General features: G+C 72.4%; 17 protein-coding genes and 1 pseudogene. 16 read left to right on the forward strand and 2 right to left on the reverse strand.

The features are described from left to right. Positions 1-324: 324 nt before the first annotated feature. From WMF46_RS49425 to WMF46_RS49480, 12 genes and pseudogenes are all read left to right on the forward strand, one after another. On the forward strand, positions 325-1,506 hold the full coding sequence (locus tag WMF46_RS49425) for a YkgJ family cysteine cluster protein (protein ID WP_437983621.1): 1,182 nt from the start codon (positions 325-327) through the stop codon (positions 1,504-1,506). A gap of 138 nt (positions 1,507-1,644) precedes the next feature. Further along, entirely contained in the window at positions 1,645-2,976 is a 1,332-nt protein-coding gene (locus WMF46_RS49430) for an aspartate kinase (RefSeq protein ID WP_437983622.1), read from the forward strand. Between the two features lie 252 nt (positions 2,977-3,228). Next, on the forward strand, positions 3,229-4,032 hold the full coding sequence (locus tag WMF46_RS49435; RefSeq protein ID WP_437983623.1) for an HAD family hydrolase: 804 nt from the start codon (positions 3,229-3,231) through the stop codon (positions 4,030-4,032). A 9-nt stretch (positions 4,033-4,041) separates the two neighbouring features. Further along, a complete protein-coding gene (locus tag WMF46_RS49440; protein WP_437743453.1) occupies positions 4,042-5,151 on the forward strand; it encodes an ABC transporter ATP-binding protein in 1,110 nt (369 codons plus the stop codon). Further along, positions 5,148-6,470 (forward strand): ABC transporter substrate-binding protein, encoded by a 1,323-nt coding sequence (locus WMF46_RS49445; protein WP_437983624.1) that lies wholly within the window; start codon positions 5,148-5,150, stop codon positions 6,468-6,470. Before WMF46_RS49440 ends, WMF46_RS49445 begins: the two co-directional genes overlap by 4 nt. After that, the gene (locus WMF46_RS49450) at positions 6,467-7,348 is read left to right on the forward strand and encodes a carbohydrate ABC transporter permease (protein ID WP_437743455.1); all 882 of its coding nucleotides are present in this window, start codon (positions 6,467-6,469) and stop codon (positions 7,346-7,348) included. The genes WMF46_RS49445 and WMF46_RS49450 overlap by 4 nt, the downstream gene beginning before the upstream one ends. Next, entirely contained in the window at positions 7,345-8,217 is an 873-nt protein-coding gene (locus WMF46_RS49455) for a carbohydrate ABC transporter permease (RefSeq protein WP_437983625.1), read from the forward strand. The genes WMF46_RS49450 and WMF46_RS49455 overlap by 4 nt, the downstream gene beginning before the upstream one ends. A 324-nt stretch (positions 8,218-8,541) precedes the next feature. Next, entirely contained in the window at positions 8,542-8,817 is a 276-nt protein-coding gene (locus WMF46_RS49460; protein WP_437983626.1) for a hypothetical protein, read from the forward strand. 370 nt (positions 8,818-9,187) lie between these two features. Next, positions 9,188-10,897: a cytochrome-c peroxidase gene (locus WMF46_RS49465; RefSeq protein ID WP_437983627.1), complete on the forward strand. Its 1,710-nt coding sequence runs from the start codon at positions 9,188-9,190 to the stop codon at positions 10,895-10,897. A 439-nt stretch (positions 10,898-11,336) separates the two neighbouring features. Continuing rightward, positions 11,337-11,639 (forward strand): annotated as a pseudogene (locus WMF46_RS49470) (hypothetical protein); the annotation flags it as partial. Between the two features lie 301 nt (positions 11,640-11,940). Continuing rightward, complete coding sequence (locus WMF46_RS49475) at positions 11,941-12,597, forward strand: hypothetical protein (RefSeq protein WP_437983628.1); 657 nt, start codon at positions 11,941-11,943, stop codon at positions 12,595-12,597. Between the two features lie 82 nt (positions 12,598-12,679). Beyond that, complete coding sequence (locus tag WMF46_RS49480; RefSeq protein ID WP_437983629.1) at positions 12,680-13,528, forward strand: mechanosensitive ion channel family protein; 849 nt, start codon at positions 12,680-12,682, stop codon at positions 13,526-13,528. A 67-nt stretch (positions 13,529-13,595) separates the two neighbouring features. On the opposite strand, the gene WMF46_RS49485 is transcribed toward WMF46_RS49480, so the two are convergent. Together WMF46_RS49485 and WMF46_RS49490 are read right to left on the reverse strand one after the other, a co-directional pair. After that, positions 13,596-14,252: a hypothetical protein gene (locus tag WMF46_RS49485; RefSeq protein WP_437983630.1), complete on the reverse strand. Its 657-nt coding sequence runs from the start codon at positions 14,250-14,252 to the stop codon at positions 13,596-13,598. 228 nt (positions 14,253-14,480) lie between these two features. Next, entirely contained in the window at positions 14,481-15,410 is a 930-nt protein-coding gene (locus WMF46_RS49490) for an FHA domain-containing protein (RefSeq protein ID WP_437548301.1), read from the reverse strand. 59 nt (positions 15,411-15,469) lie between these two features. Between WMF46_RS49490 and WMF46_RS49495 the strand changes: the two genes are divergently transcribed. The 4 genes from WMF46_RS49495 to WMF46_RS49510 all read left to right on the forward strand — a co-directional run bounded on the left by WMF46_RS49495 (position 15,470) and on the right by WMF46_RS49510 (position 22,062). Beyond that, on the forward strand, positions 15,470-18,139 hold the full coding sequence (locus WMF46_RS49495; protein WP_437983631.1) for a protein kinase domain-containing protein: 2,670 nt from the start codon (positions 15,470-15,472) through the stop codon (positions 18,137-18,139). A 193-nt stretch (positions 18,140-18,332) separates the two neighbouring features. Beyond that, on the forward strand, positions 18,333-20,105 hold the full coding sequence (locus WMF46_RS49500; RefSeq protein ID WP_437983632.1) for a sensor histidine kinase: 1,773 nt from the start codon (positions 18,333-18,335) through the stop codon (positions 20,103-20,105). A gap of 190 nt (positions 20,106-20,295) precedes the next feature. Then, a complete protein-coding gene (locus WMF46_RS49505; RefSeq protein WP_437983633.1) occupies positions 20,296-21,246 on the forward strand; it encodes a diacylglycerol/lipid kinase family protein in 951 nt (316 codons plus the stop codon). Positions 21,247-21,252: 6 nt separating this feature from the next. Next, entirely contained in the window at positions 21,253-22,062 is an 810-nt protein-coding gene (locus tag WMF46_RS49510) for a metallophosphoesterase family protein (protein WP_437983634.1), read from the forward strand. The last annotated feature ends 67 nt before the right edge of the window (positions 22,063-22,129 follow it).

Genomic DNA, 22,129 nt, shown 5'->3' on the forward strand with positions numbered 1-22,129 from the left:
GGGGTCGTCCGGATGGCACGGTCAGTGCTTCATGGGAAGCAGCGCCGCCGGCGTGGCCTTCGCCCCCCTGAGGCCCCGGCGGCGCTGTCTTTTTGTCGGTCGTCGTCTCGCCGATCGCCGTCGCCACGCCTGAGCCCACTGGCTCGCTGCGCCACGCCGGGCGCGATGGACACGCGGCACGCGGGGATCGACGCCGGATCGAGCGCCGATCTCCGTGGCGTTGTATGGTCCCGCCGCCCCATGGCGACGAAGCTCATCGCTCCCTCGAGTCACCCTCCGAATCAGAAGTTCGAGTGCCGCGACTGCCCAGCTCGGTGCTGCCGGATGCCGTGGAACATCCGCTTCAGCGGCGACGAGGCCAGGCGGTACCTCGCCGAGCCCTGGGTGCGGGAGCGCGTCGGGGAAGAGGGGGCCCTCGTCATCGGGCGCGGCGTGTTGCCCGTGCGGGAGCGTGATCGCCAGCTCCAGTGCGTCTTCCTCGACGACGACATGCTCTGCAGCATGCAGAAGCGGTTCGGCCACGAGTACATCCCGAAGTCGTGCCAGGCGTTCCCGTTCGGGTTCGTCCGCGACGAGAAGGATGTCGTCGTCGCGCAGCTCTCCCAGCTGTGCCCGTCGATCCGCGACAACTACGGCAAGCCCGTGGACCGCCAGCTCAAGGCGAAGCTCCAGCAGCGAGGCGACACGGAGCGGATGTCGACGGCGCTGGCGACGCTGAGCGGCGTGATCCTCACCCAGCCGCTTTATCTACGCGCCGCGAGGCACTGGGAAGAGCAGCTCGCGACCGGCGCGTCGCCGGCGTCGACGCTGGCGCGGCTCTACGACTGGACGGCGGCCTTCGAGCGCGCTCTCCCCCAGGGCCAAGGGCGCGCGACGGACGCCTCGGTCGACGCCGCCCTCGGGCAGGCCGGCAAGGAGGAGCTTGAGCCGCTCGCGCCCCGCAAGAAGCCCTCTTTCTATGCGCGGGTGCTGTTCGCCTATCTCCTCGGCAACCTCTGCTATCCGTCGCGGGTCCGCGAGCCCCACCGGGTCGAGAAGGCCTCGTGGACGGAGCTCCAGGCGCTGCGCAGCGTCGGGAACAAGGCCGCCTGGATGCTCGGGAGAGGCACCGTCGATATGATGTTCGTGCCCAGGCCGTTCAAGCTCCAGCGGGTGAGCACGGTCGATCGCTTCCTCGCCGGCGACGAGGGGGCCGCCGTGAAGGACTACCTGCGCCTCGTGCTCCAGCGCCGGCACATCTTCTCGGCGCCGAGGCACCTCCTGGCGGCCGTGCTCGACCTCTCGCTGGCCACCGTCGTGATCTCCCGCTTCGCCCGCTGCCGCGCCGCGGCGGACGGCCGGGTCAAGGTCTCCCTGGAGGACGTGCGGGAAGGGATCAGCGTCGCCGAGCTCGTCCTCCTGAGCCACGCGGCCCTCTCGGAGCAAGGCACGCTCATGAAGAACCTGCGCTGGCTCCTGCTCACGAAGCGCGAGAGCTTCCGGGCCCTCCTGGCGACCGAGGCATAGGCCCTCGCCCGCCTGGTTGGGTCGGCTACCGCGACAGGCTCGTAGCACCTCGCGTCAACGTCAGGCCGGGCTCGCTTCACCGCCAACCGCGACTATTCTCGCGCCCACCGGGCCCAGCTGGCCCATGGAGGCACGCGCATGATCGTCATGAAGTTCGGCGGCAGCTCGGTCGAGAGCCGCGCGCAGATCGAGAAGGTTCTTCACATCGTCAGAGCTCGCCTGGCCCGCCGCCCCGTCGTTGTGAGCTCCGCTCACAAGGGCATGACCGACGCGCTGATCAACGCCGCCAAGGTCGCCGCCACGGGGCGGTTCGATCCCTCCGTCCCGGTGAACAAGCAGCGCGCGGTCGCCGAGTCGCTCGGCTGCGCGCCCGACCTCCTCGCGCCCTTCTACGAGGAGATCGCCGATCTCCTGCGCGGCATCAGCCTCGTCAAGGAGCTCAGCCCGAGGAGCCTCGACTACATCGCGAGCTTCGGAGAGCGCATGGCCGTGCGCTGCATCGCGGACTTCTTCGCGAGGAGCGGCGTGCCGGCCCGCGCCTACGACGTCTGGGACCTCGGCTTCATCACCGACGCGAACTTCGGCCGCGCGCGCCCGCTGCCCGGCTTCGACGCCCGGATCAAGGCCATGTTCGCCGAGCGCGTCCCCGAGGGGATCGTGCCGATCGTCACCGGCTTCGTCGGCCGCAACGAGGCGGGCGAGATCACGACCGTCGGCCGCAACGGGAGCGACCTCACGGCCACGCTGGTCGCGGCGGGGCTCGGCGCCGAGGAGGCGCAGATCTGGAGCGACACCGACGGCGTGATGACCGCCGACCCGAGCGTCGTGAAGACGGCCCGGAACATCCCCACGATGCGCTTCGAAGAGGCCGCGGAGCTCGCGTTCTTCGGCTCCCGCGTCCTGCACCCCTCCACGCTCCTGCCCGCCATGGAGAAGGGCATCCCGGTGCGGGTGCTCAACACGAACCGGCCGGATCACCCCGGCACGGTCATCGGCTTCGACACCGACGCCGCGTCCCCGCCCGTGACGAGCATCGCCTACCGCGAGCGGCAGGTCGTGCTCAAGATCAGCTCGACCCGGATGTTCGGCGAGGTCGGCTTCCTCGCGCAGGTGCTCGCGGTGCTGGCCCGGCACGAGGTCGTGATCGACGTGATCACCACGTCCGAGGTCTCGGTCTCGATGACCACCGACGACCTCGGGAAGCTCAGCCGCGCGCTCCCCGAGCTCGAGCAGTTCGGCGCCTGCGAGGTCCTGCCCAACCGGACGACCCTCGTGATCGTCGGCCAGGGCATGCCCAGGCAGAAGGGCGTCGGCGCGCAGGTGCTCGAGGCGATGGCCCAGGCCGGCGTCAACGTCGAGATGCTCAGCTACGCCACGGGCAGCGTCAACCTGTCGATGGTCATCGAGGACGCGCACGTCGCCTCCGCGGTCGGCGTCCTGCACCACTCGCTCTTCGAGAAGGCGCGGTGACGCCTCGTGGCGCGCCGGACCGACTGAACCTCGAGAGACAGCAGAGATTTCACAGGGAGGCGAGGAGACGGGGAGATGTTCATTTTCCTTTCTCTTCCTCCTCGCCTCCCCGTCTCCCTGTTGTTTTCTCTCGGATCCTCCACGTGATCGGCGTTCCTGCCGGGTGACGCGACGTTGACACGCGTGACGCGACGCGGGCGCCGCAGTAGGCGTAGGCCTCGGTCGGACCAGGCGTCCGGCCCCGGGGAGACCATGACGGCGGCACACCTCGACGGCAGCGCGACGATCCCGCGCGAGAGCACGACGGACATCCTGCGGCGGATCGAGGCCGCGCACGGCACGTACGCCGCGCGCCCCGCGCTCGCGTTCGACGCGGACGGCACCCTCTGGGAAGGGGACGTGGGCGTCGACCTCTTCGAGGCGTTCCTCGCGGGGCGCTGCGCGCGGCCCGAGGCGGAGGCGGCGCTGCGCCGCGAGGCCGAGGCGTTCGGCGTCGCCGCGGAGGGCGGCGCGCACGAGATCGCGAGCGCGCTCTACGCGGCGTTCAACGCCGAGCGCTACCCGGAGGACAGGGCCTTCGCGATGATGGCCTGGGCCTTCGCGGGGTGGCGCGAGGACGAGCTCGCGGCGCTCGTCGACCGCGTGCTCGAGGAGAAGGGCCACGCCGGGCGGATCCGGCCCGCGCTGCTGCCGATCCTCGACTGGGCGCGCTCGCGCGGCGTCCCGGTGTACGTCGTCTCGGCGTCGCCGCGCGCCGTGATCGTGCGCGCCGTCGCGCGCCTCGGCGTCCCAGCCGAGCGCATCGCCGCGATGACCCCGGCCGTCCGCGAGGGCCGGCTCGCCCCCGAGCTCGGCGCGCCCGCGACCTACGGCGAGGGGAAGACCCGCGCCCTCGCGCGCATCTTCCCCGAGCTCGCGGTGCTCGCGGCCTTCGGCGACAGCGCCTACGACGCCGCCCTGCTCCGGACGGCCCGGGTGCCCGTCGCGGTCTCCCCGAGCCCCAAGCTGCTCGCGGTCGCCGATACGATCCCCGGGCTCGTCCTGCTCGCCACCTGAGCTTTTGCCATGGCCACCCTCTCGCTCCGAGGCCTGACCCGAAGGTTCCCGAGCGCCGAGCGCCCCGCGCTCGCCGGCCTGGATCTCGACGTCGACGACGGCGAGCTGCTCGTCCTCGTCGGCCCCTCGGGCTGCGGCAAATCGACGGCGCTCCGGCTGATCGCGGGCCTCGACAGCCCCGACGGCGGCACGGTCTCGATCGGCGGGCGCGACGTGAGCCGCGTCGCGCCGGAGGACCGCGACGTGGCCATGGTCTTCCAGGGCTACGCGCTCTACCCGCACATGACCGCGCGCGACATCATGGGCTTCCCGCTCAGGATGCGCGGGGTCGCGCGGGAGGAGCGGGCGCGTCGCGTCGAGGAGGCGGCGGCGCTGCTCGCCATCGGCCACTTGTTGGAGCGGCGCCCCGGCGAGCTCTCGGGAGGCGAGCGCCAGCGCGTCGCCATGGGGCGCGCGATCGTGCGCGCCCCCGCGGCGTTCCTCTTCGACGAGCCGCTCTCGAACCTCGACGCCGCGCTGCGCGCCGAGCTCCGGGTCGAGCTCGCGGCGCTCGTGCGCCGCCTCGGCACGACGTCGGTCTACGTGACCCACGACCAGGTCGAGGCCATGACCATGGGCGACCGCATCGCCGTGCTCCGCGCCGGCGAGCTCCAGCAGGTCGGCCCGCCGCGCGCCATCTACGAGGCGCCGGCGAACACCTTCGTGGCCGGGTTCCTGGGCACGCCGGCGATCAACCTCCTCCCGCTCGAGCGCTCCGGCGAGCGGTACGAGGGCGCGGCGCTCTCGCTGCCCGCCCCGCCGGGGGTGGCGCTCCCCGACCGGGCCATCGCCGGCGTGCGGCCCGAGCACCTGCGCGTCGCGCCGGGGCGCGGATCGCACGGCGACGCGGGGGCGCAGGGCGAGGTGGAGGTCGAGGCGCGCGTCGTCGTGGCCGAGCCGCTCGGCGCCGAGACGTTCCTGTACCTCGACGCGGGCGGGACGCGGCTGCGGGCGCGGGCGCACGGCTTCGCGACGCCCGCGCCGGGCGAGGCGGTGCGCGCGCGGCTCGATCCGCGCGACGTGCTCTGGTTCGACGCGGGCTCCGGCGCGCGGATCGCCCCGCCGCGGGCGGCGTCATGAGCGGGGACGGCCGCGCCGTGCGCTCGCGGCGCGACGCGCTCCGGGCGCTCGCCGCGTCGCTCGCCGCGGCCGCGGCGGGATCGATCGGCTGCGCGCGGCGCGCGCCCGACGGACGTATCGAGGGCTCGCTGTGGTTCGCCTATGGCGGCAAGAACCGCGAGGTGCTCCTGTCGCTCGTCGACCAGTTCCACCGCGAGCAGGGCCGCTACCGCATCGACGCCGTGTACCAGGGCGACTACTTCGAGGCGCTCGCCAAGCTGCGGACCGCGCTCGCGGCGGGCGCGGCGCCCGCCCTGACGCACGTGGTCGGCGAGGTGGTGCCCTACCTGGCCGAGGCGGGCGTGCTCGAGCCGCTCGATCGCTTCCTCGCCGACGCCCCGGGCGGGGACCTCGACGTGGTCGAGGCCCTCGGCCAGTCGGGGACGTTCGTGGGCGGCGGCGAGCGCCCGCTCGTGTGCCTGCCGTTCAACCGATCGACGCCGATCGCCTACTACAACCGGGATGTGTTTCGCGAGCTCGGGCTGTCGCCGCCGACGACCTGGGACGAGCTCCGCGCGACGGCCGCGCGGCTCGTCGTGCGCGACGGCGAGAGCACGCGGCGGTGGGGCTTCGAGTGCCCTGTCGACTGGTGGTTCTGGGCCGCGCTCGTCGGGCAAGCGGGCGGCGACGTCGTGGCCCCGGACGGCACGCCCACGCTCGGCGGGGAGGCGGGCGTGCGCGCCCTCCGGTTCTGGCAGACCCTCGTGCACGAGGACCGCACGATGAAGCCGCCGCCTGGCCGCGATTACAACGCGTGGCAGGTGACGAACACCGACTTCCTGGCGGGTCGTGTCGCGATGATCTGGACCTCGACAGCGTTCCTCCGGTACCTGGAGGACAACGCGAGCCAGGCGGGCGCGGGGAAGTTCGAGGTCGGCGCCGCCCCGCTGCCGCGCGACGTGCGCGCCTCGGTGCCCACGGGCGGGACGATGTTCGTCATGCCGCGGGGCGCCGCGCCGGCGGCGCAGGAGGCGGCGTTCGCGTTCCTGCGCTGGATGATGCAGCCGGAGCAGGCGAACTCGTTCGCGACGCGGACGGGCTACATCCCCGTCTCGCGCCGCGGCCTCGAGGTGCTCCGGCAGGGCGGCTACTACGCCGCGCACCCGAACGACCGCGTCGCGGTGGACCAGCTCGCGCACGCCGCGCCCTGGCCCTGGTCTCCGGATCTGTTCCGCGTCCAGCGCGAGGCGGTGCAGCCCCGGCTCGAAGAGGCGGTGCTCGCCCCGCGCGACGCCGCCGAGACCCTCTCCGAGGCCGTCCGCGCGGCGCGCGAGCGATGAAGCCCAAACACCCCCTCTCGCCCTACCTGCTCCTCCTGCCCACCGCGGCCTTCCTGGCGGTGTTCTTCCTGGTCCCGCTCCTGCTCGCGGCCAAGAACAGCTTCTTTGCGTGGGACCTGCTCACGCCCCCGCGGTACGTCGGGCTCCGGAACTACGAGGTCCTCGTCGAGAGCGGCGAGCTCGCCGGCACGCTGCTCCGCACGCTCGGCTACAGCGCCGTCGTGGTGGCGCTCTCCGGCGCCCTGGGGCTCGCGCTGGCGGTGGCGCTCGATCGCCCCGGGCCGGTCTATGCCTTCGTGCGGGGCGCGGTGTTCAGCGCCTATGTTGTGTCGTGGGTCGCGGTGGCGCTGCTCTGGATGTGGATCCTCGACGCCGAGGGGCTCTTCACCGTCGCGCTCCGCTGGCTCGGCCTGCCGACGATGAGCTGGCTCGGCGATCCCCGCTCGGCGCTGCTCGCGCTGGCCGCGGTGAGCGTCTGGAAGATCACCGGTTATGCCATGGTCATCTTCCTGGCCGGCCTCCAGGACATCCCCCGCGCGCTCCACGAGGCGGCCGCGCTCGACGGCGCCGGCCCGTGGCGGCGGTTCCGCCACGTGACATGGCCGCTGCTCCGCCCGAGCGCCGCCTTCGTGGCGACGACGAGCCTCATCCTCTCCTTTCAGGCGTTCGACGTGATCCGCGTGATGACGCAGGGAGGGCCGGTCAAGGCGACGACCCTCTTCGTCTACGCGATCTACGAGCACGTCTTCGTGAACCTGCGGGTCGGCCGGGCCAGCGCTATGATCGTGATCTTCTTCGTCTTTTTGCTCCTGTTGACGGTCCTGCAGCTCTGGGCGCTCCGCGCGGGCGCGCCGCGCCAGGCGAGGCGGCCGTCGTGACGGCGGGGCAGGGCGGCGGCGCCGGCGCGGGGCGCTTCGACTCGCACTCGCACTCGTACTCGCGCTCGCGCCGCCTCGTCTCGGACGCCGTGCTCGTCGTGGTGGCCATCGTGTGGCTCGGGCCGTATGCGTGGATGACGATCACCTCGCTGAAGACGCTGCCCGAGATCACCCGCGCTCCGGCTTACCCCTTGCCGCAGGCCTTCCAGCTCGGCGCGTACCGCGAGGTGCTCCAGGCGGTGCCGGTGATGCGGTATTTCGTCAACACCGTGTTCATGGCGACGGCCATCGCGCTGTTGCAGATCGCCCTCGCGCTCCCGGCCGGTTATGCGCTCGCGAAGCTCAGGTTCGTGGGGCGGAGCGCCGCGTTCGTCATCGTGCTCTCGTGCCTTCTCATCCCGGCGCAGGTGACGTTCGTGCCGGTCTTCACGATGCTCGGCTCGGTCGGCCTCGTGAACACGTTCGGGGCGCTGATCCTGCCCTTCGGGGTGAGCGCGCTCGGCACGTTCCTCGTGCGCCAGGCGCTGCTCTCGGTCCCTGACGAGATCATCGAGGCGGCGAGGATGGATGGGGCCGGCGAGCTCAGGATCGTCTACCTGATCCTCGGCCCGATGCTGCGGCCGACGCTCTCGGCGCTGTTCCTGTTCAGCTTCGTCTTTCACTACAACGATTACTTCTGGCCGCTCGTCATGACGACCGACGACCAGGTACGCACGCTGCCGCTCGCGATCGCCCTCCTCCGGGAGCAGGGGACAGGGGTCCGCTGGCACCTCGTGATGGCCGGCAACGTGATCCTGAGCCTGCCTGTGCTCCTCGTGTTCGCGGCGGCGCAGCGGCAGATCCTGCGCGCGGTGACGGCGCGGATCTGAGCGGCGCGGGCGCCCGGGCAGGCCCGGCGCCGGAGGCCGGCGATCGAGCGATCTACCGGCCGGCGTGTGCATCGACGTGGCAGTGACCGTCGGGCGCGATCGAGCCCTGCCATCGTCGCTGTCGAGGCCGCCCTGCGCTTCGCTCCGGCGGCGGTCGACTGGAGGGCACAGCGCACCGCAGCGTTGGGGGCAGAAGAGAGCGCTGCGCGGTTTGTTCTCGTCCGGACGCCCTCTTTTCTGGCCCGGTCATCGCACTGGCTCGCGCCGGCCATGGCAGCGCCGGCCACGGCAGCGCCGGCCAGGCGCTGCGGAAGGAGATCCACGATGACCACCACCGAGCCAATGATGCAGAAGCAGATGGTCCAGAAGGAAGAGGGTAGGATCACGACGAAGATCGAGGAGAGGACCGGCAGGATTCCGTCCGGCGCTTATCTCGGGTTGGCGATCGGCTCGATGGCGGTCTCGGCCGGCTGCATGCTGGCCGGCAAGAAGCAGATCGCGAACTTCATCGGCCAGTGGGCGCCATCTCTGCTCGTGATTGGCCTGTACAACAAGCTGGTCAAGATCGAGCACGAGCTGGGATACGGCGCCTACCGCTGACAGCCCCCCTCCCGAGCTCGGGCCTCCAGCTCGGGCCTCCATCCAGCCGGCTGCTCGGCGCCCTCCGTGGCGCCGTCGCGACCTCAGGGTCGAGCGCCCGCCCCGGCGTGCGCGGCGCGTGACGCCCTTCGCGCGTCGCACGAGAACACGCGTTCCCGCTCCCACCTCCGGACGGCGCGCCGCCCGCGGGGATCGCCGCCGTCCAAATCTCGACATCTGCCTGGAATCCTCCTTGCTAAGCTCGCGCGCGCGGCGAACGGAGGAACCCATGCGTCTGCGCCTTTCTCGTTCTCTTGTCGTGGCAGGGCTCTTGTCCACGGGCGTTTTCTCGGCAGCTCTCACGGCGTGCGGCCCGGGGGATCCATCCCCGGTGCCCGGGGCCCATGTCGAGGACCCTGATCAGCAGATCACGGTGACGGAGGTGCCACCGCCGGCCATCAGCGGCGGAACGCTGATCGTCGCCGGCGACGGTCGCACGGCGGTGGCGGCGGACGCCGACCGCGATCGCGTCTGGATCGTCGATCTCGACGGCGGCGAGCCGGCGGCGGTCCTGCTGGAGCGGGGCGACGAGCCCGGGCGCCTCGTCGAGGACGCGAGCGGCCGGGTCCACGTGGCGCTCCGTCGCGCCGGCGCGGTGGTGACCCTCGATGTCGAGGCGCGGTCGGTCATCGCGCGCAGAGAGGTCTGCCGCGCGCCGCGCGGGGTCGCCTACGACGCCTCGAGCGACGCCATCCACGTCGCCTGCGCCGGCGGCGAGCTCGTGACGCTCCCGGCCTCCGGCGGCCCCGCCGTCCGGAAGCTCCGCCTCGCCCCGGACCTGCGCGACGTCGTTGTCGAGGGCGACCGGCTCCTGGTCAGCCGCTTCAAGTCCGCGGAGACCCTGGTCGTGGGCCCCGACGGCGCGGTGCTCTCGCGCCGCACGCTCCCCGTCTTCTACTCGAACGGGTTCGCCAACTCGGAGTATGCGCCGTCCGTGGCCTGGCGCATGGCGCCGCTCGCCGGCGGAGGTGCGCTGATGGTGCACCAGCGCGCGATGTCGTCGAAGGTCACCCTCAGCCCGGGCGGCTATTACCAGTCTGCCGACTGCGACGGGAACATCGTGCACGCCGCGGTCAGCAGGATCGACCCGGCGGACGTTCCTGACACATCGATCCCCTCGCTGCCCGCGGCCGCGATCCCGAATGTCTCGCTGCCTGTCGACATCGCGGTCGCGCCCGACGGCGCGCGGATGGCCATCGTGGCGGCCGGCAGACGCACCGTCGTGAGCGCGACCGTCGACAATCTGGAGCGCGACGCCGAGATGAACGGCTGCAGCCCGGAGGTCACCGCGAACGCGCTGAGCGGGCAGCCGGTCGCCGTGGCCTTCGACGGCGAGGGCGGGATCGTCGTGCAGCTGCGGGAGCCGGCAGCCCTGGAGCTGGTCGGCCGGCGCACCATCGCGCTTCCGGGAGCGAGCGTGAAAGACACCGGCCACGAGATGTTCCACCGCCCGCCGAACGGCGTGAGCGCCGTGGCGTGCGCGTCGTGCCACCCCGAAGGGCACGAGGACGGGCGGACGTGGGACTTCGATCCGGTGGGCCTGCGGCGGACGCAGGCGCTGGGCGGCGGCATCCTGAAGACAGCGCCCCTCCACTGGAGCGGCGATCTGGAGGATCTCGCGGGCCTGATGGGGGAGGTGTTCGTCTCCCGCATGGGCGGCCAGCAGCCCGGCGCCCGGCGGCTCGACCTGATGGCCCGTTACATCGACAGCCTGCCCGCCTTCCCGGCGTCGCCGCCCGAGGACGACGCCGCCGTGGCGCGGGGCGAGGTGCTCTTCCATGACAAGCAGGTGGGCTGCGCGGAGTGCCACGGTGGCCCGATGCTCACCAACAACCGGAACGAGGACGTGGGCAAGGGCGAGTGGTTGCAGGTGCCCTCGCTCCTCGGCATCTCCGGGCGCGCCCCGTTCATGCACGACGGCTGCGCGGCGACGCTCCACGATCGCTTCGATCCGCTGTGCGGAGGCGACGATCACGGCGACATCTCCGGCCTGAGCTCCGCGCAGCTGGACGATCTGGTCGCCTACCTCGAGTCCCTCTGAGCCTTCGGCGCGCCGCGCTCCTCGCGCGGTACGACCGAGGCGTTCCTCGACATCCGGGGCCGATTGCCACGCTGCGAGCTCCCATCACCCGGCAACCAGCGGAGCGGGGAAACCGCGTGTGACGGGGCGCCCGGCCCGGACGCGCCGCCAGCGGCCGGCGCCGCGCTCTCCGGCGGCACAGCCGTTGCTCGTCCATCGAGACAGGCGCAACCGACGCAACCGATGCAACCGACGCAACCGATGCAACCGACGCAACGGACATCGCGGCTCGATGGACCCGGGCCACACGCACGGTCTGTCTTCCCGCACGTTTCCGCACGTTCCCGCACGTTCGTACGTTCGCACGATCTCGCGATTCTCACGCTCTCACAACGGGGGGAGCTGGCGTTTCCGACGAAGCTGCCGACCCGCGAGGTGGAGCAGGCGCAAGGAGGGCACCATGCCTAGAGGCGACAAATCGAGCTACACGACCAAGCAGAAGCGGCAGGCCGAGCACATCGAAGAGGGGTACGAGAAGCGCGGGGTCTCCGAGGAAGAGGCCGAGCGGCGGGCCTGGGCGACGGTCAACAAGATGACCGGCGGGGGGAAGAAGTCGGGATCGGGGGTGGGCAAGCCAGTGAACAAGGAGCCGGCGAAAAAGGGGGGCCGCAAGGGAGGCGCCGCGTCCAAGGCGCGGCCGGCCGCCGCGAGGAGCGCGGCGGCGAAGAAGGCGGCGGCGACCCGCAAGCGGAACGCCGCGGCGAGCGCCGGACGGACCACGGCCGCGAAGAAGGCGCCGGCGAGGGCGAGGAAGAGCGCCGCGTCCAGCGCTCGCTCGCGCAGCTCCTCGGCCACGTCGACGAGCGGCCGCTCCCGCGCCGCGCAGGGCACGGCCCGCCGCGGCGGTGCGGGGGCCTCACGCAAGACGACCTCGGGGGCGAAGACCGGAGCGCGGCGCGCCGCGAGCGGGGCCTCACGCAAGACGACCTCGGGGGCGAAGACCCGCTCGCGGCGCGCCGCGAGCGGGTCCTGACGCCCCGGCGAGAAGAGGAGAGGGGGCGACCATGCAGGAACTTCAGAGCAACGGAGCGACGAATGGTGAAGGCGGCCTGTTGGGCGACGAGTCCGGGCCGCAGGTAGAGAGCCGGAGAGGGCGCGAGTTCCTCACGACCCTTGTCCGGGAGCTGTTTCAGACGGAGCGCTCGGCGATGATCCATCCGCGGATCGAGGCGGAGCGCCTCGGCGATGTGCCTCCGGCGCACGCCATGCGGGCGGTCTCGACCCACGCGGAGGCCGCGCTGTCGGAGGTCCGCCCGCTCCTCCGCGAGCGCGGGCTGCCCATCAGCGCGGGCGGCCGCATGGTGGGCGAGGCCTTCTCGGCCTTGCGCGATCACCTCGCCGATCACCTGCTCAGCACCGAGAGGTCCTACCGGGGCACGCTCCTCGGGATGCGGCACGGCGTCGACCTCGTCGAGCTGCTCCAGTACGTCGCGACCGTGGAGGGCGAAACGCCCCTCGCCGCGTGGTGCGCGCGCTGGCTGTCGATGCGCAGGCCTCTTGTCGAGGCGGTCGCCGACGAGCTCGCGTGGTTCGCGGCGCGCCCGATGCGCGCAACGCGGGCGGCGAAGGACGACGTCGCCGCCCACCTCCTCCGGGGGCTCGTGAACGGCGTGGAGCTCGCGGCGCAGCGGCTCCGCCGCCTCGTCACGTTCGCCGGTTGACTCCCGCCGGCCGCGCGCGGAGACACCCCGGCGTCGAACGCCGCGCGCCGCGCGCGGCGCGCGACGCCGAGGAGGATGCGCAGTGGAGCAGGGGATTCCGACGTGGGGCACGCCGATCGAGCTCCTGAAGAGCCACGCGCCCGGCGTCTCGAGCGCGCTGTTCATCGCGATCGTGGGGTGGACGGCCGCGGCCTGGGCCGCGCGGAGCGTGCGGTCGTTTGGCAAGAAATGGACTCAGGTCGACGCGACCCTCATCCCCCTGCTGGCCAGCGTGAGTCGACTCACCATCTTGACGGTCACCGCCATGGCCGTGCTCGAGCGCTTCGGCGTGGACACGAAGAGCCTGTTCGCCGTGCTCGGCGCCGCGGGTCTGACCATCGGCCTCGCCCTCAAGGACACGCTGTCGGACGTGGCCGCCGGGCTGGTCTTGCTCGTGCTCCGTCCGTTCGATGTCGGCGACGCGATCGAGGTCGACGGGACCTCCGGCGTCGTCGACGCCATCGACGTGTTCCAGACCAAGCTGACGAGCTTCGATGGCGTCCCGATCACGCTGCCGAACTCCAAGGTCCGGTCCGCCAAGATCCAGAACTTCACCCGGGCGCAGCGCCGGCGCATGGACCTCACGATCGGCGTCAGCGCCACCGCCGACATCGCTCACGCCATCGCCACGCTGCGGGACGTCCTCTCGAACGAGCCGCGCGTGCTGCCGGAGCCGGCGCCGTCGGTCGACGTTGTCGAGCTCGCGGACGAGAAGGTCAACCTGCTCGTCCGCGCCTGGACCCTCCCCGCCGACTTCTTCCCGGCGCGGCTCGAGCTCACGCGCCACTTCAAGGAGCGGCTCGACGCGGAGGGGATCGTCGTCCCGATTCCCCAGCGCGAGCTCCATATCCCCCTTCGCGAGCCGGAGCGGCGCTCTACCCCGCTCCTCTGAGGCGGCGCGCGCGTTCGAGAGGGCCCGGAGGCGACCCCGCCGCGCCGCCTCTCGCCCCTGGGCTAGGTCAGGGCGTGCCCATCAGGAGATAATACCAGGTGCCCACCTCGATGGCGTTCGGGTGCGTCCCGCTCACCCGGGTCAGCGTGCGCGTGAAGATCTTCTTGTTGAACGCAAGGCCGTTGCTCGGCGCCTGCGTCTTCACGTACCAGGCGGCCGCCATCAGGGCCGATGTCTGGTTGTCCTTCTCGAACAGGACTCCCATCTTCACCTGGCTGTCGTCGGGGCTCGGCAACCGGTAGAGATACCCCGTGCGGGTCCCCGGGACGGAGCGCGTCCCCTGCGTCCAGTCGCCCTGGGTCGGGTTCCGGGGGGCCGTGAACTCGTTGCTCGGGCTCACGACGTCCAGGAACGCGTCGAGCGCCGGCGCCGTGAAGCTCGGGATCACCTCGGACGTGAAGGTCAATGTGTTCGAGAAGGTGAGCGTGCTCGCCCACCGCCAGTACTCCGTCTGCGCCTGGAAGGTGAGCTGGCCATTGGAAACACCGTTGCTCCCGAGGGCCACCATCCGGACGAGATCCGCGTTCGAGAAGATCCTGAGCCTCACGTCCGGCGGGATCTGGTCGATCACACCGGAGCCCGGTTTGGCCTTCGCAGGGCTGCGCGTCGAGATGGAAGCGCCGGCGGCGGGCGCACCGAACGTTGAGTCTGCATCGTTGCTCATGGTTGCGCTCTCTCCTGGGATGACGGTCACGACAGCGTCGATCGCAGCGCGCGGGCCCTGCCCAGCCCGCGCTCCGGCGGCGGCGCGGTCGCGCGTGCGTGTTCACGACGCGCGACCCGCGCGGCCTCACCCGGCGTCGACGAGAGGAAACCTGGATCCTCCCGGCCGCGGCGTCGATGACAGGCGGTCACGCGCGAGGGCCGGCGCGCTCCGGCCGCGGCCCGATGTTCAGTACCGGACCACCTCGACCGCCTCGGTGCCGAGCCGGATCTGCCGCGACGTCGTCCGGCGCTCGACGAGCGAGCCGGCGTCGAGCACGCCCGCGCGCGCGAGCTGCTGGCGGGCGCGGAAGACGTTGACGTTGAGGTGATGGAGGTCGAGCCGCAGCTTGCCGAGCAGGTCATCGACGTAGCGCCACCCGCGCTCGGCCGGGGGCAGCCCCGCCTCCCGGTCGCGCAGCCGGGAGCGCGCCAGCATGAGGAGCAGCTCGTGGTGGGCGCGCGCGGCGAGCTGGATGACCTTTTCCCCCTGCACCAGGGCGACGGCGATGTGCTCCTCGTCGTGGCTCACCTCGAAGCGCAGGACGGTGAGGCCGAGGAGCTTGGGGCTCGCCGCGCTCGACGCGGTCGTCGGCACGACGGCGTCGAGCGCCTGCGGCGGGACGCGCAGGACCCAGGCGCCGCCGGCCTCGATGCGCTCCTGATCCACGGCCGGGCGCGTGCTCCCGTCGATCTCGATCTGCCAGACGCCGTGCTGATCCTCGAAGAGCGTCACCCGGGGGTCGGCGGCGTCCGGCAGCGCGAGCAGGCCCTCCTCCGCCGGGCGCACCTCGCCGGTGAGCTCGGCCCGCGCGCTCGTGACGGGCGCGCCGGCCTCCTCCACGGTCCAGCGCTCGGCGTCGCCGCCGAACACGAGCTCCGTCCCCGCGTCGAGCGCGACCCGCTCGGCGGACGTGAGCCGCCGGCCGCTGACGTGCGTGCCGTTCGTGCTGCCGAGGTCGCGGATCCACCAGCGGGCCCCGTCCCAGAACAGGACGGCGTGCTCGCCGGAGGCGCAGCGGTCCCGGAGGCGCACGGCGCAGTCGCGCGCCCGGCCGACCCGCGCGCGCGCCGGGAGCGTCACGCGGACGCCGTGGGCTTCATGCTTCAAGACCGCCATGGATGCAGGGTAAGATGCTGCCGCCGACCACATCAACGGCGTCGAAGGCGAGGCCCCCCATGAGCGATCCCGCGGCACTCCTCAGGAAGCTGGCGGGTGAGCTGCAGCTGTCTCCCTCGGCATGCGCGGAGATCCAGCGGGCGCTCGCCCAGCACGCCGCGCGCAGCCTCACGGAAGAGCTGCCGGCGACCGTGGTCCGGGACGCGCCGGCGGCGCCGAGAGGCGCGCCGGGGCCGAGCGGGGAGGCGCCTGCGGCGGCCGGGAACGCGCCCGGGCTGACCGGGCGCGCGTCGGCGGCGGCCGAGCGCCGCCCGAGCGCCGCGCCTCCGGCGGTCCACGCGCCGGTCGCGGCGTGGCCCTGGGACCGTTACGACGATCTCGGGCTCATCGGCCGCGGGGGCATGGGCGAGGTGCGGCGCGTGCGCGACCGCGTGATGGGCCGCGTGCTCGCCATGAAGCTGCTGCGCGTCGAGGGGCAAGACGACGCGGACGGCCGGGCGCGCTTCCTCGACGAGGCGCGCCTCACCGCGTGCCTTCAGCACCCAGGGATCGTCCCCGTCCACGACTGCGGGATGCTCCCGACCGGCCAGCTCTGGTTCACGATGAAGGAGGTCCGCGGCCGCACGCTGAGCGCGCTGATCCGCGCGCTCCACGCCTCGGGCGAGGCGGGCCCCTCGCCCGAGGCGCTGCGCCGCGGGCTCGACGTCTTCGTCCGCGTCTGCGAGGCCGTCGCGTACGCGCACGGCCAGGGCGTCCTCCACCGCGATCTCAAGCCGGACAACGTCATGATCGGCGAGTTCGGCGAGGTCCTCGTGATGGACTGGGGCATCGCCCGCGCGACCGCGCGCGGGGCGCTGGCGGACGCGCTCCCGGACAGCGGTCACCACACGCACGTGGGCCTGGTCCTGGGGACGCCGGTCTACATGCCCCCGGAGCAGGCGCGCGGCGAGGCCGAGCAGCTCGGGCCCCCCAGCGACGTGTACGCCCTCGGGGCCGTCCTGTACGAGCTCCTCTGCGGCGAGCCGCCGTTCCGGGGGCCGGCGCTGGCCGTCCTTGCGCAGGTGGCCCAGCGGCCGCCCGAGCGGCTCGCCGTCCGGTGCCCTGACCAGATCCCTCGGGATCTCATCGCGATCTGCGAGCGGGCGATGGCGCGCGACCCGCCTTCGCGTTACGCGAGCGCCGAGGTGCTCGCCGCGGAGATCCGCGGCTTCCTCGACGGCGCCCGCCGTCGCGAGCGGGCGCGCGCTCTGGTCGAGGAGTCGCGCGCGCTGGCGCCGCAGATCGAGGGCCTGCGCGCGCGCGCCCGGGCCCTCCGGGCCGAGGCGAAGGCGGTGCTCGGGCGCCTCGACTCGTTCGCGCCCGCCGCCGAGAAGGCGCAGGGCTGGGCGCTCCAGGACGAGGCGCGGGCGCTCGACCGCGCCGCCGCCCTGGACGAGGCGACCTGGCACCAGAAGCTCCGCGCCGCGCTCAACGAGGCCCCGGACTTCGACGAAGCGCACGCGGCGCTCGCCGACGCCCACCTGGCCGATCTGCGGGCCGCCGAGGAGGCCCGCGACGCCGAGGCCGCGGCGCGCGCCGAGGCGTTCCTCAGGGCGCACGCGCGCGAGCGGCACGCGGTCTTGCTCCGCGGCACCGGGGCCCTCTCGCTGCGGACCGACCCCGAGGGGGCGCAGGTCTGGCTGCTCCGCTATGTCGAGCAGGGGCGCCGGCTTCGCGCCGAGCCCCAGGGCTTCCTCGGTCACACGCCGCTCTGCGAGGTCCCGCTCGCGCGCGGCAGCTACCTGCTCTCGATCCGCGCGCCCGGGTACCGCGAGGCGTCGTACCCCGTGAAGATCGGCCGCGGCGAGCGCTGGGACGGCGTGCGTCCGGGCGGCGCGGAGCCGTTCGTGGTGCCCCTCCTGCCCTTGGAGACGCTCGGCGAAGAGGACGTCTACGTGCCGGCGGGGTTCTTCTCGGCCGGAGGAGACCCGCAGGCCGGCGACGGCTTGCCGGCGTGCCGGATCTGGGTCGACGGCTTCGTGGTGCGGCGGCACCCGGTGACGCAGGCCGAGTACCTCGCCTTCCTGAACGATCTGCTCGCGCACGGGCGCGAGGCGGAGGCCGCGGCGGCGTGCCCGCGCGCGGCCCGCGCGATCGCCGGCAACGTGGACATCCCGCTGTTCGCGCGCGACGGGGACGGGCGCTTCGTGCTCGGTCCGCAGGCGCGCGCGGAGCAGGCGCGGCACCCGGTCGCCTCGGTGGACTGGCGCAGCGCCGTCGCCTACGCATCCTGGCTGGAGGCGAGCACCGGCGCGCCGTGGCGCCTCGTCGGCGAGCTCGAGCGCGAGAAGGCCGCGCGCGGCGTCGACGGGCGCTTCTTCCCCTGGGGAGACGAGCCCGAGCCGACGTGGGCTTGCATGGTGGGCGGCCGGCCCGGCCCCGCGAGCCCGGCGCCGGTGGACGACCATCCGACGGACGAGGGCCCCCACGGCGCCCGGGGCCTCGCGGGCAACATCCGCGACTGGTGCGCCGAGCTGTGGATGCCCGACGGCCCCACGGTGGTCGACCGCATCGCGCGCCTGAAGCCAGCGGACGCGGCGGCTCCGGGGCTCCGCTCGATCCGCGGGGGCGCGTGGAGCTCCGGGCCCCCCGCGGTGTGCCGCGCGGCAGGCCGCTTCGCCGCGCGCCCGGAGGATCGCTTCAGCGCCGTGGGCTTCCGTCTCGCCCGGCCAGCCGTCGCCGGCGGGTAGCCGGCGGTCGCCGGCGCGCAGGGGGATGCGGTCGGACCCGGCGACCGGCCGTGTTTGGCTGCTGAGCCCGCATCGCAGCGCTGGCGCCGGGGGACGGCCTGATATCAGACGGCGACAAACGGCGACAGACAGCGGATGTCGCGTTTGCACTCGAGCGCTAAGGTCGTGGGGACAGCCTGTGTCCACGAGGTCCATGGAGAACACGGATTCGCGTCAAGAAACGGCGGAGCTCTCCGAAGCGGCCTCGCCCGCGGCGGCAGAGCCCGCTGCGGCGCCGCTGCAGTGCGGCGAGGCGGGGGCTGCGCGGCTCGATCAGGAGCGCCCTGCGCTGGACGAGTCCCCCGCGGACCGCGCGCTGGTCGACGCCTTCTTCCAGGCCACGACCGCGGGGCTGGCGGTGATCGACCGCGATCTCCGCGTGGTGCGGCTCAACCAGGCGCTGGCGGACATCAACGGGATCCCCCTCGAGGCGCACCTCGGCAGGACGATCCCCGAGCTGCTCCCGGAGATGAGCGACGTGATCGTCGCCAATCTCCGGCGCGTCCTGGAGACGGGCGAGGCGTTCACCGCCGAGGTGACGGGGACGACGCGGGCGTCGGAGCGACCGCGCTCCTGGCTGGTCAATTACGCGCCTGTGCGGGTGAAGGGCGGGCCCGTCATGGGTGTGGGGGCGATCGTCCTCGACATCACCGAGCGCAAGCAGACGGAGGACAGGCTCCAGGAAGAAGGGGAGACGCTCGAGCTGCTCAATCGCGCCGGCAAGCAGCTCGCCGCCGAGCTGGATCTGGAGAAGCTCGTGCAGGCGGTGACCGACGCGGCCACCCGCCTGAGCGGCGCCCAGTTCGGCGCGTTCTTTTACAATGTCACGAACGCCGAGGGGAAGAGCTACATGCTCTACACCATCTCTGGCGTGCCCCGAGAGCACTTCTCCGGGTTCCCGATGCCGCGCAACACGGCCGTGTTCGCGCCGACCTTCAACGGCGAGGGCGTGGTGCGGCTCGATGATGTCACGAAGGACCCGCGCTACGGCAACAACGCCCCTTACCATGGGATGCCGAAGGGCCACTTGCCTGTCGTCAGCTACCTTGCCGTGCCGGTGGTCTCCCGTTCGGGGCATGTCATCGGCGGCCTGTTCTTCGGGCACTCCGAGCGGGGTGTCTTCACCGAGCGGGCGGAGAAGCTGGTGGTCGGCCTCGCGGCTCAGGCCGCCATCGCGATGGATAACGCGCACCTGTTCCGGAAGGCGCAGCAGCTCATCCAGGCGCTCGAGCGGAGCAACAACGAGCTCGACCGCTTCGCCTACGTGGCGAGCCACGACCTGAAGGCGCCGCTCCGCGCCATCGCGAACCTCTCGCAGTGGATCGAGGACGATCTCGTGGACAAGGCGACGCCGGAGACGCGCCAGTACATGGAGCTCCTCCGCTCGCGCGTGGTCCGGCTGGAGGCGCTCATCGACGGGATCCTGCGCTACTCGCGCGCTGGACGCCTCCGCGACAAGCCCGAGATCGTGGACGTCCAGAAGCTCCTCGAGGACGTCGTCGCCCTGCTCACGGTCCCTGCGGGCGCGTCGATCGAGGTCGCGATGGGCATGCCGACGCTCCTCGCCGAGCGGATCCCGCTGGAGCAGGTGTTCCTGAACCTGATCGGCAATGCGCTGAAGTATGCCGAACGCCCCGACGCGCGCGTCGATGTGCGGGGGCGGGCGCTGGGCGATCTCTGGGAGTTCTCGGTGAAGGACAACGGGCCCGGGATCGACCCGCGATACCACGGGAAGGTATGGGAGATCTTCCAGACCCTGAACGCGCGCGACAACATCGAGGGGACGGGAATCGGGCTCGCGATCGTCCAGAAGATCGTGCTCAGCAAGGGGGGGCGTGTGTGGGTCGAGTCCGAGCAGGGCGCCGGCGCCACGTTCTTCTTCACCTGGCCTCGGATGGAGACGGACGGCGGGCTCGGCATGCGCTGAGGCGCGCTGGCTCTGGCATGGCGCGCGGCGCGAGGCGAGCGTGGCAATCCGCCACGCTCCGCGCCGCCTGACGGAGCCGGAGCGTCGCGGCCGCTCGTCGTGGGGCGGTGGCGCGCGATCTGCTTTCTCGCTGTCGGGTGGGCATGGGCCCTTGCCCCATGCCGGGAGCGCGACGGTGAAGCATCGATCCATGGCGGTCCTCCTGAACTGCTCTTCCCGGTCGAACCGCGCGGCGGCGCAGCGCGCGCGGCTCGGGGAGCTCCTGAAAGAGAGCGGCCTCGCCGCGGAGGTGCTGTGCGCCGAGAAGGGGCGGCAGCTCGGGGAGCTCGCCCGCCGTGTGGCGCGGGGGCCTTGCGACCTCGTCGTGGCCGGCGGCGGCGACGGGACAGTGAACACCGTCGCTGCCGCGCTCGCCGGCACGGACAAGACGATGGGTGTCCTTCCGCTCGGCACGGTGAACCATTTTGCCAAGCACCTCGGTGTTCCGCTCACCCTCGAGGGCGCCGTGCGCACGCTCGCCGAGGGGCGGCGCGTCCGGGTCGATGTCGGCGAGGTCAACGGCCGGGTCTTCGTGAACAACTCGACGCTGGGCATTTACCCGGGCATCGTGCGCGCCCGCGAGGCGCTCCGGAAGCGGCGTGGGCTCAACAAGTGGATAGCCCTGGCGCTGTCGACCGTCTCGGGGATCCGGCGGCACGAGCGCGTCTGTCTCCGGCTCGTCCTGGATGGGCAGGAGGTCGAGCTGGAGACGCCGTTCGTGTTCGTCGCGAACAACGACTTCAAGCTTGGCGACGTGGACATCGGCCGCCAGCGCCCGCCGTGCTCGGGTGAGCTCGGCGTCTGTGTGGCGCACGCGGAGAGCCGCCTCTCCACGCTCAAGCTCATCGCCAGCGCGGCCGTCGGGCGCATCCATCAATCGAGCGATTTCAGCATCCTACGAACGACGGAGCTCCGGGTGGAGGCGCCCCACCGCAGCCTCCACGTGGCCGCGGACGGCGAGGTCCTCAGGATGACGCCGCCGCTCTGCTATCGCGTGCGGCCTGCAGCGCTGCGCGTCATCGTGCCGCTGTCGTCCGAGCTCCGCGCGGGCTCGCGACCGCAGGAGGATCGATCGGGCCGTGTCGCCGCGCTGGGGGTATGAGGCGCCGTGCGCACGCTCGTGCACCTGTCGGATCTGCACTTCGGCCGCGTCGACAAGGCCATCCTCCGCCCGCTGATCGACAGGATAGGGGGGCTGGAGCCGCATGTGGTCGTGATCTCCGGCGATCTGACCCAGCGGGCGCGCGACGCCGAGTTCGCCGAGGCGCGCGCCTTCCTCGACGCGCTGCCCTCGCCGCAGATCGTGGTGCCTGGCAACCACGATGTCCCGCTCTACAACCTGTTCGACCGGTTCTTTCGCCCGCTCGACAGGTACCGGAGGCACATCACGGATGACCTCTCGCCGTTCCGCGTCGACGCGGAGATCGCCGTCCTGGGCATCAACACCGCGCGCTCGCTGACCATCAAGGATGGGCGCATCAACGCGCGGCAGGTCCGGGAGATCAAGGCGAGGATGTGCGATCTAGGGCCCGAGATCACGAAGATCGTGGTCACGCACCATCCGTTCGATCTGCCGGAGAACTCGCCGCATGCGATCGTCGGGCGCGCGAGGCAGGCGATGGCGGCGCTCGCGGGCTGCGGCGTCGACGTCATCCTGTCGGGGCACCTGCACCTCAGCCACACGGGGCACTCCGCGGAGCGCTTCGACGCCGGCGGCCACTCCTCGCTGATCGTCCAGGCAGGGACCGCGACCTCCACGCGCGGCCGGGGCGAGCAGAACGCCTTCAATGCGATCCGCGTCGATGGGAAGAAGATCCATATCGAGCGGTATTTCTGGCAGCCGGAAGGCGGCCTCTTCGGGATCGCGAGCACCGAGCATTTCGAGGAGACGTCGCGCGGCTGGGTGCGGGCGGCGTAGGCAAAAGAGAGTCTTCTCCTTGCGCCTTTGCGACCTTGCGCCTTTGCGCGCGGCGGTCACGCCGCTC

Origin of the sequence: Sorangium sp. So ce117 (assembly GCF_051524395.1) — a bacterium.
In the GTDB taxonomy this organism is placed as follows: domain Bacteria; phylum Myxococcota_A; class Polyangia; order Polyangiales; family Polyangiaceae; genus Sorangium; species Sorangium cellulosum_B.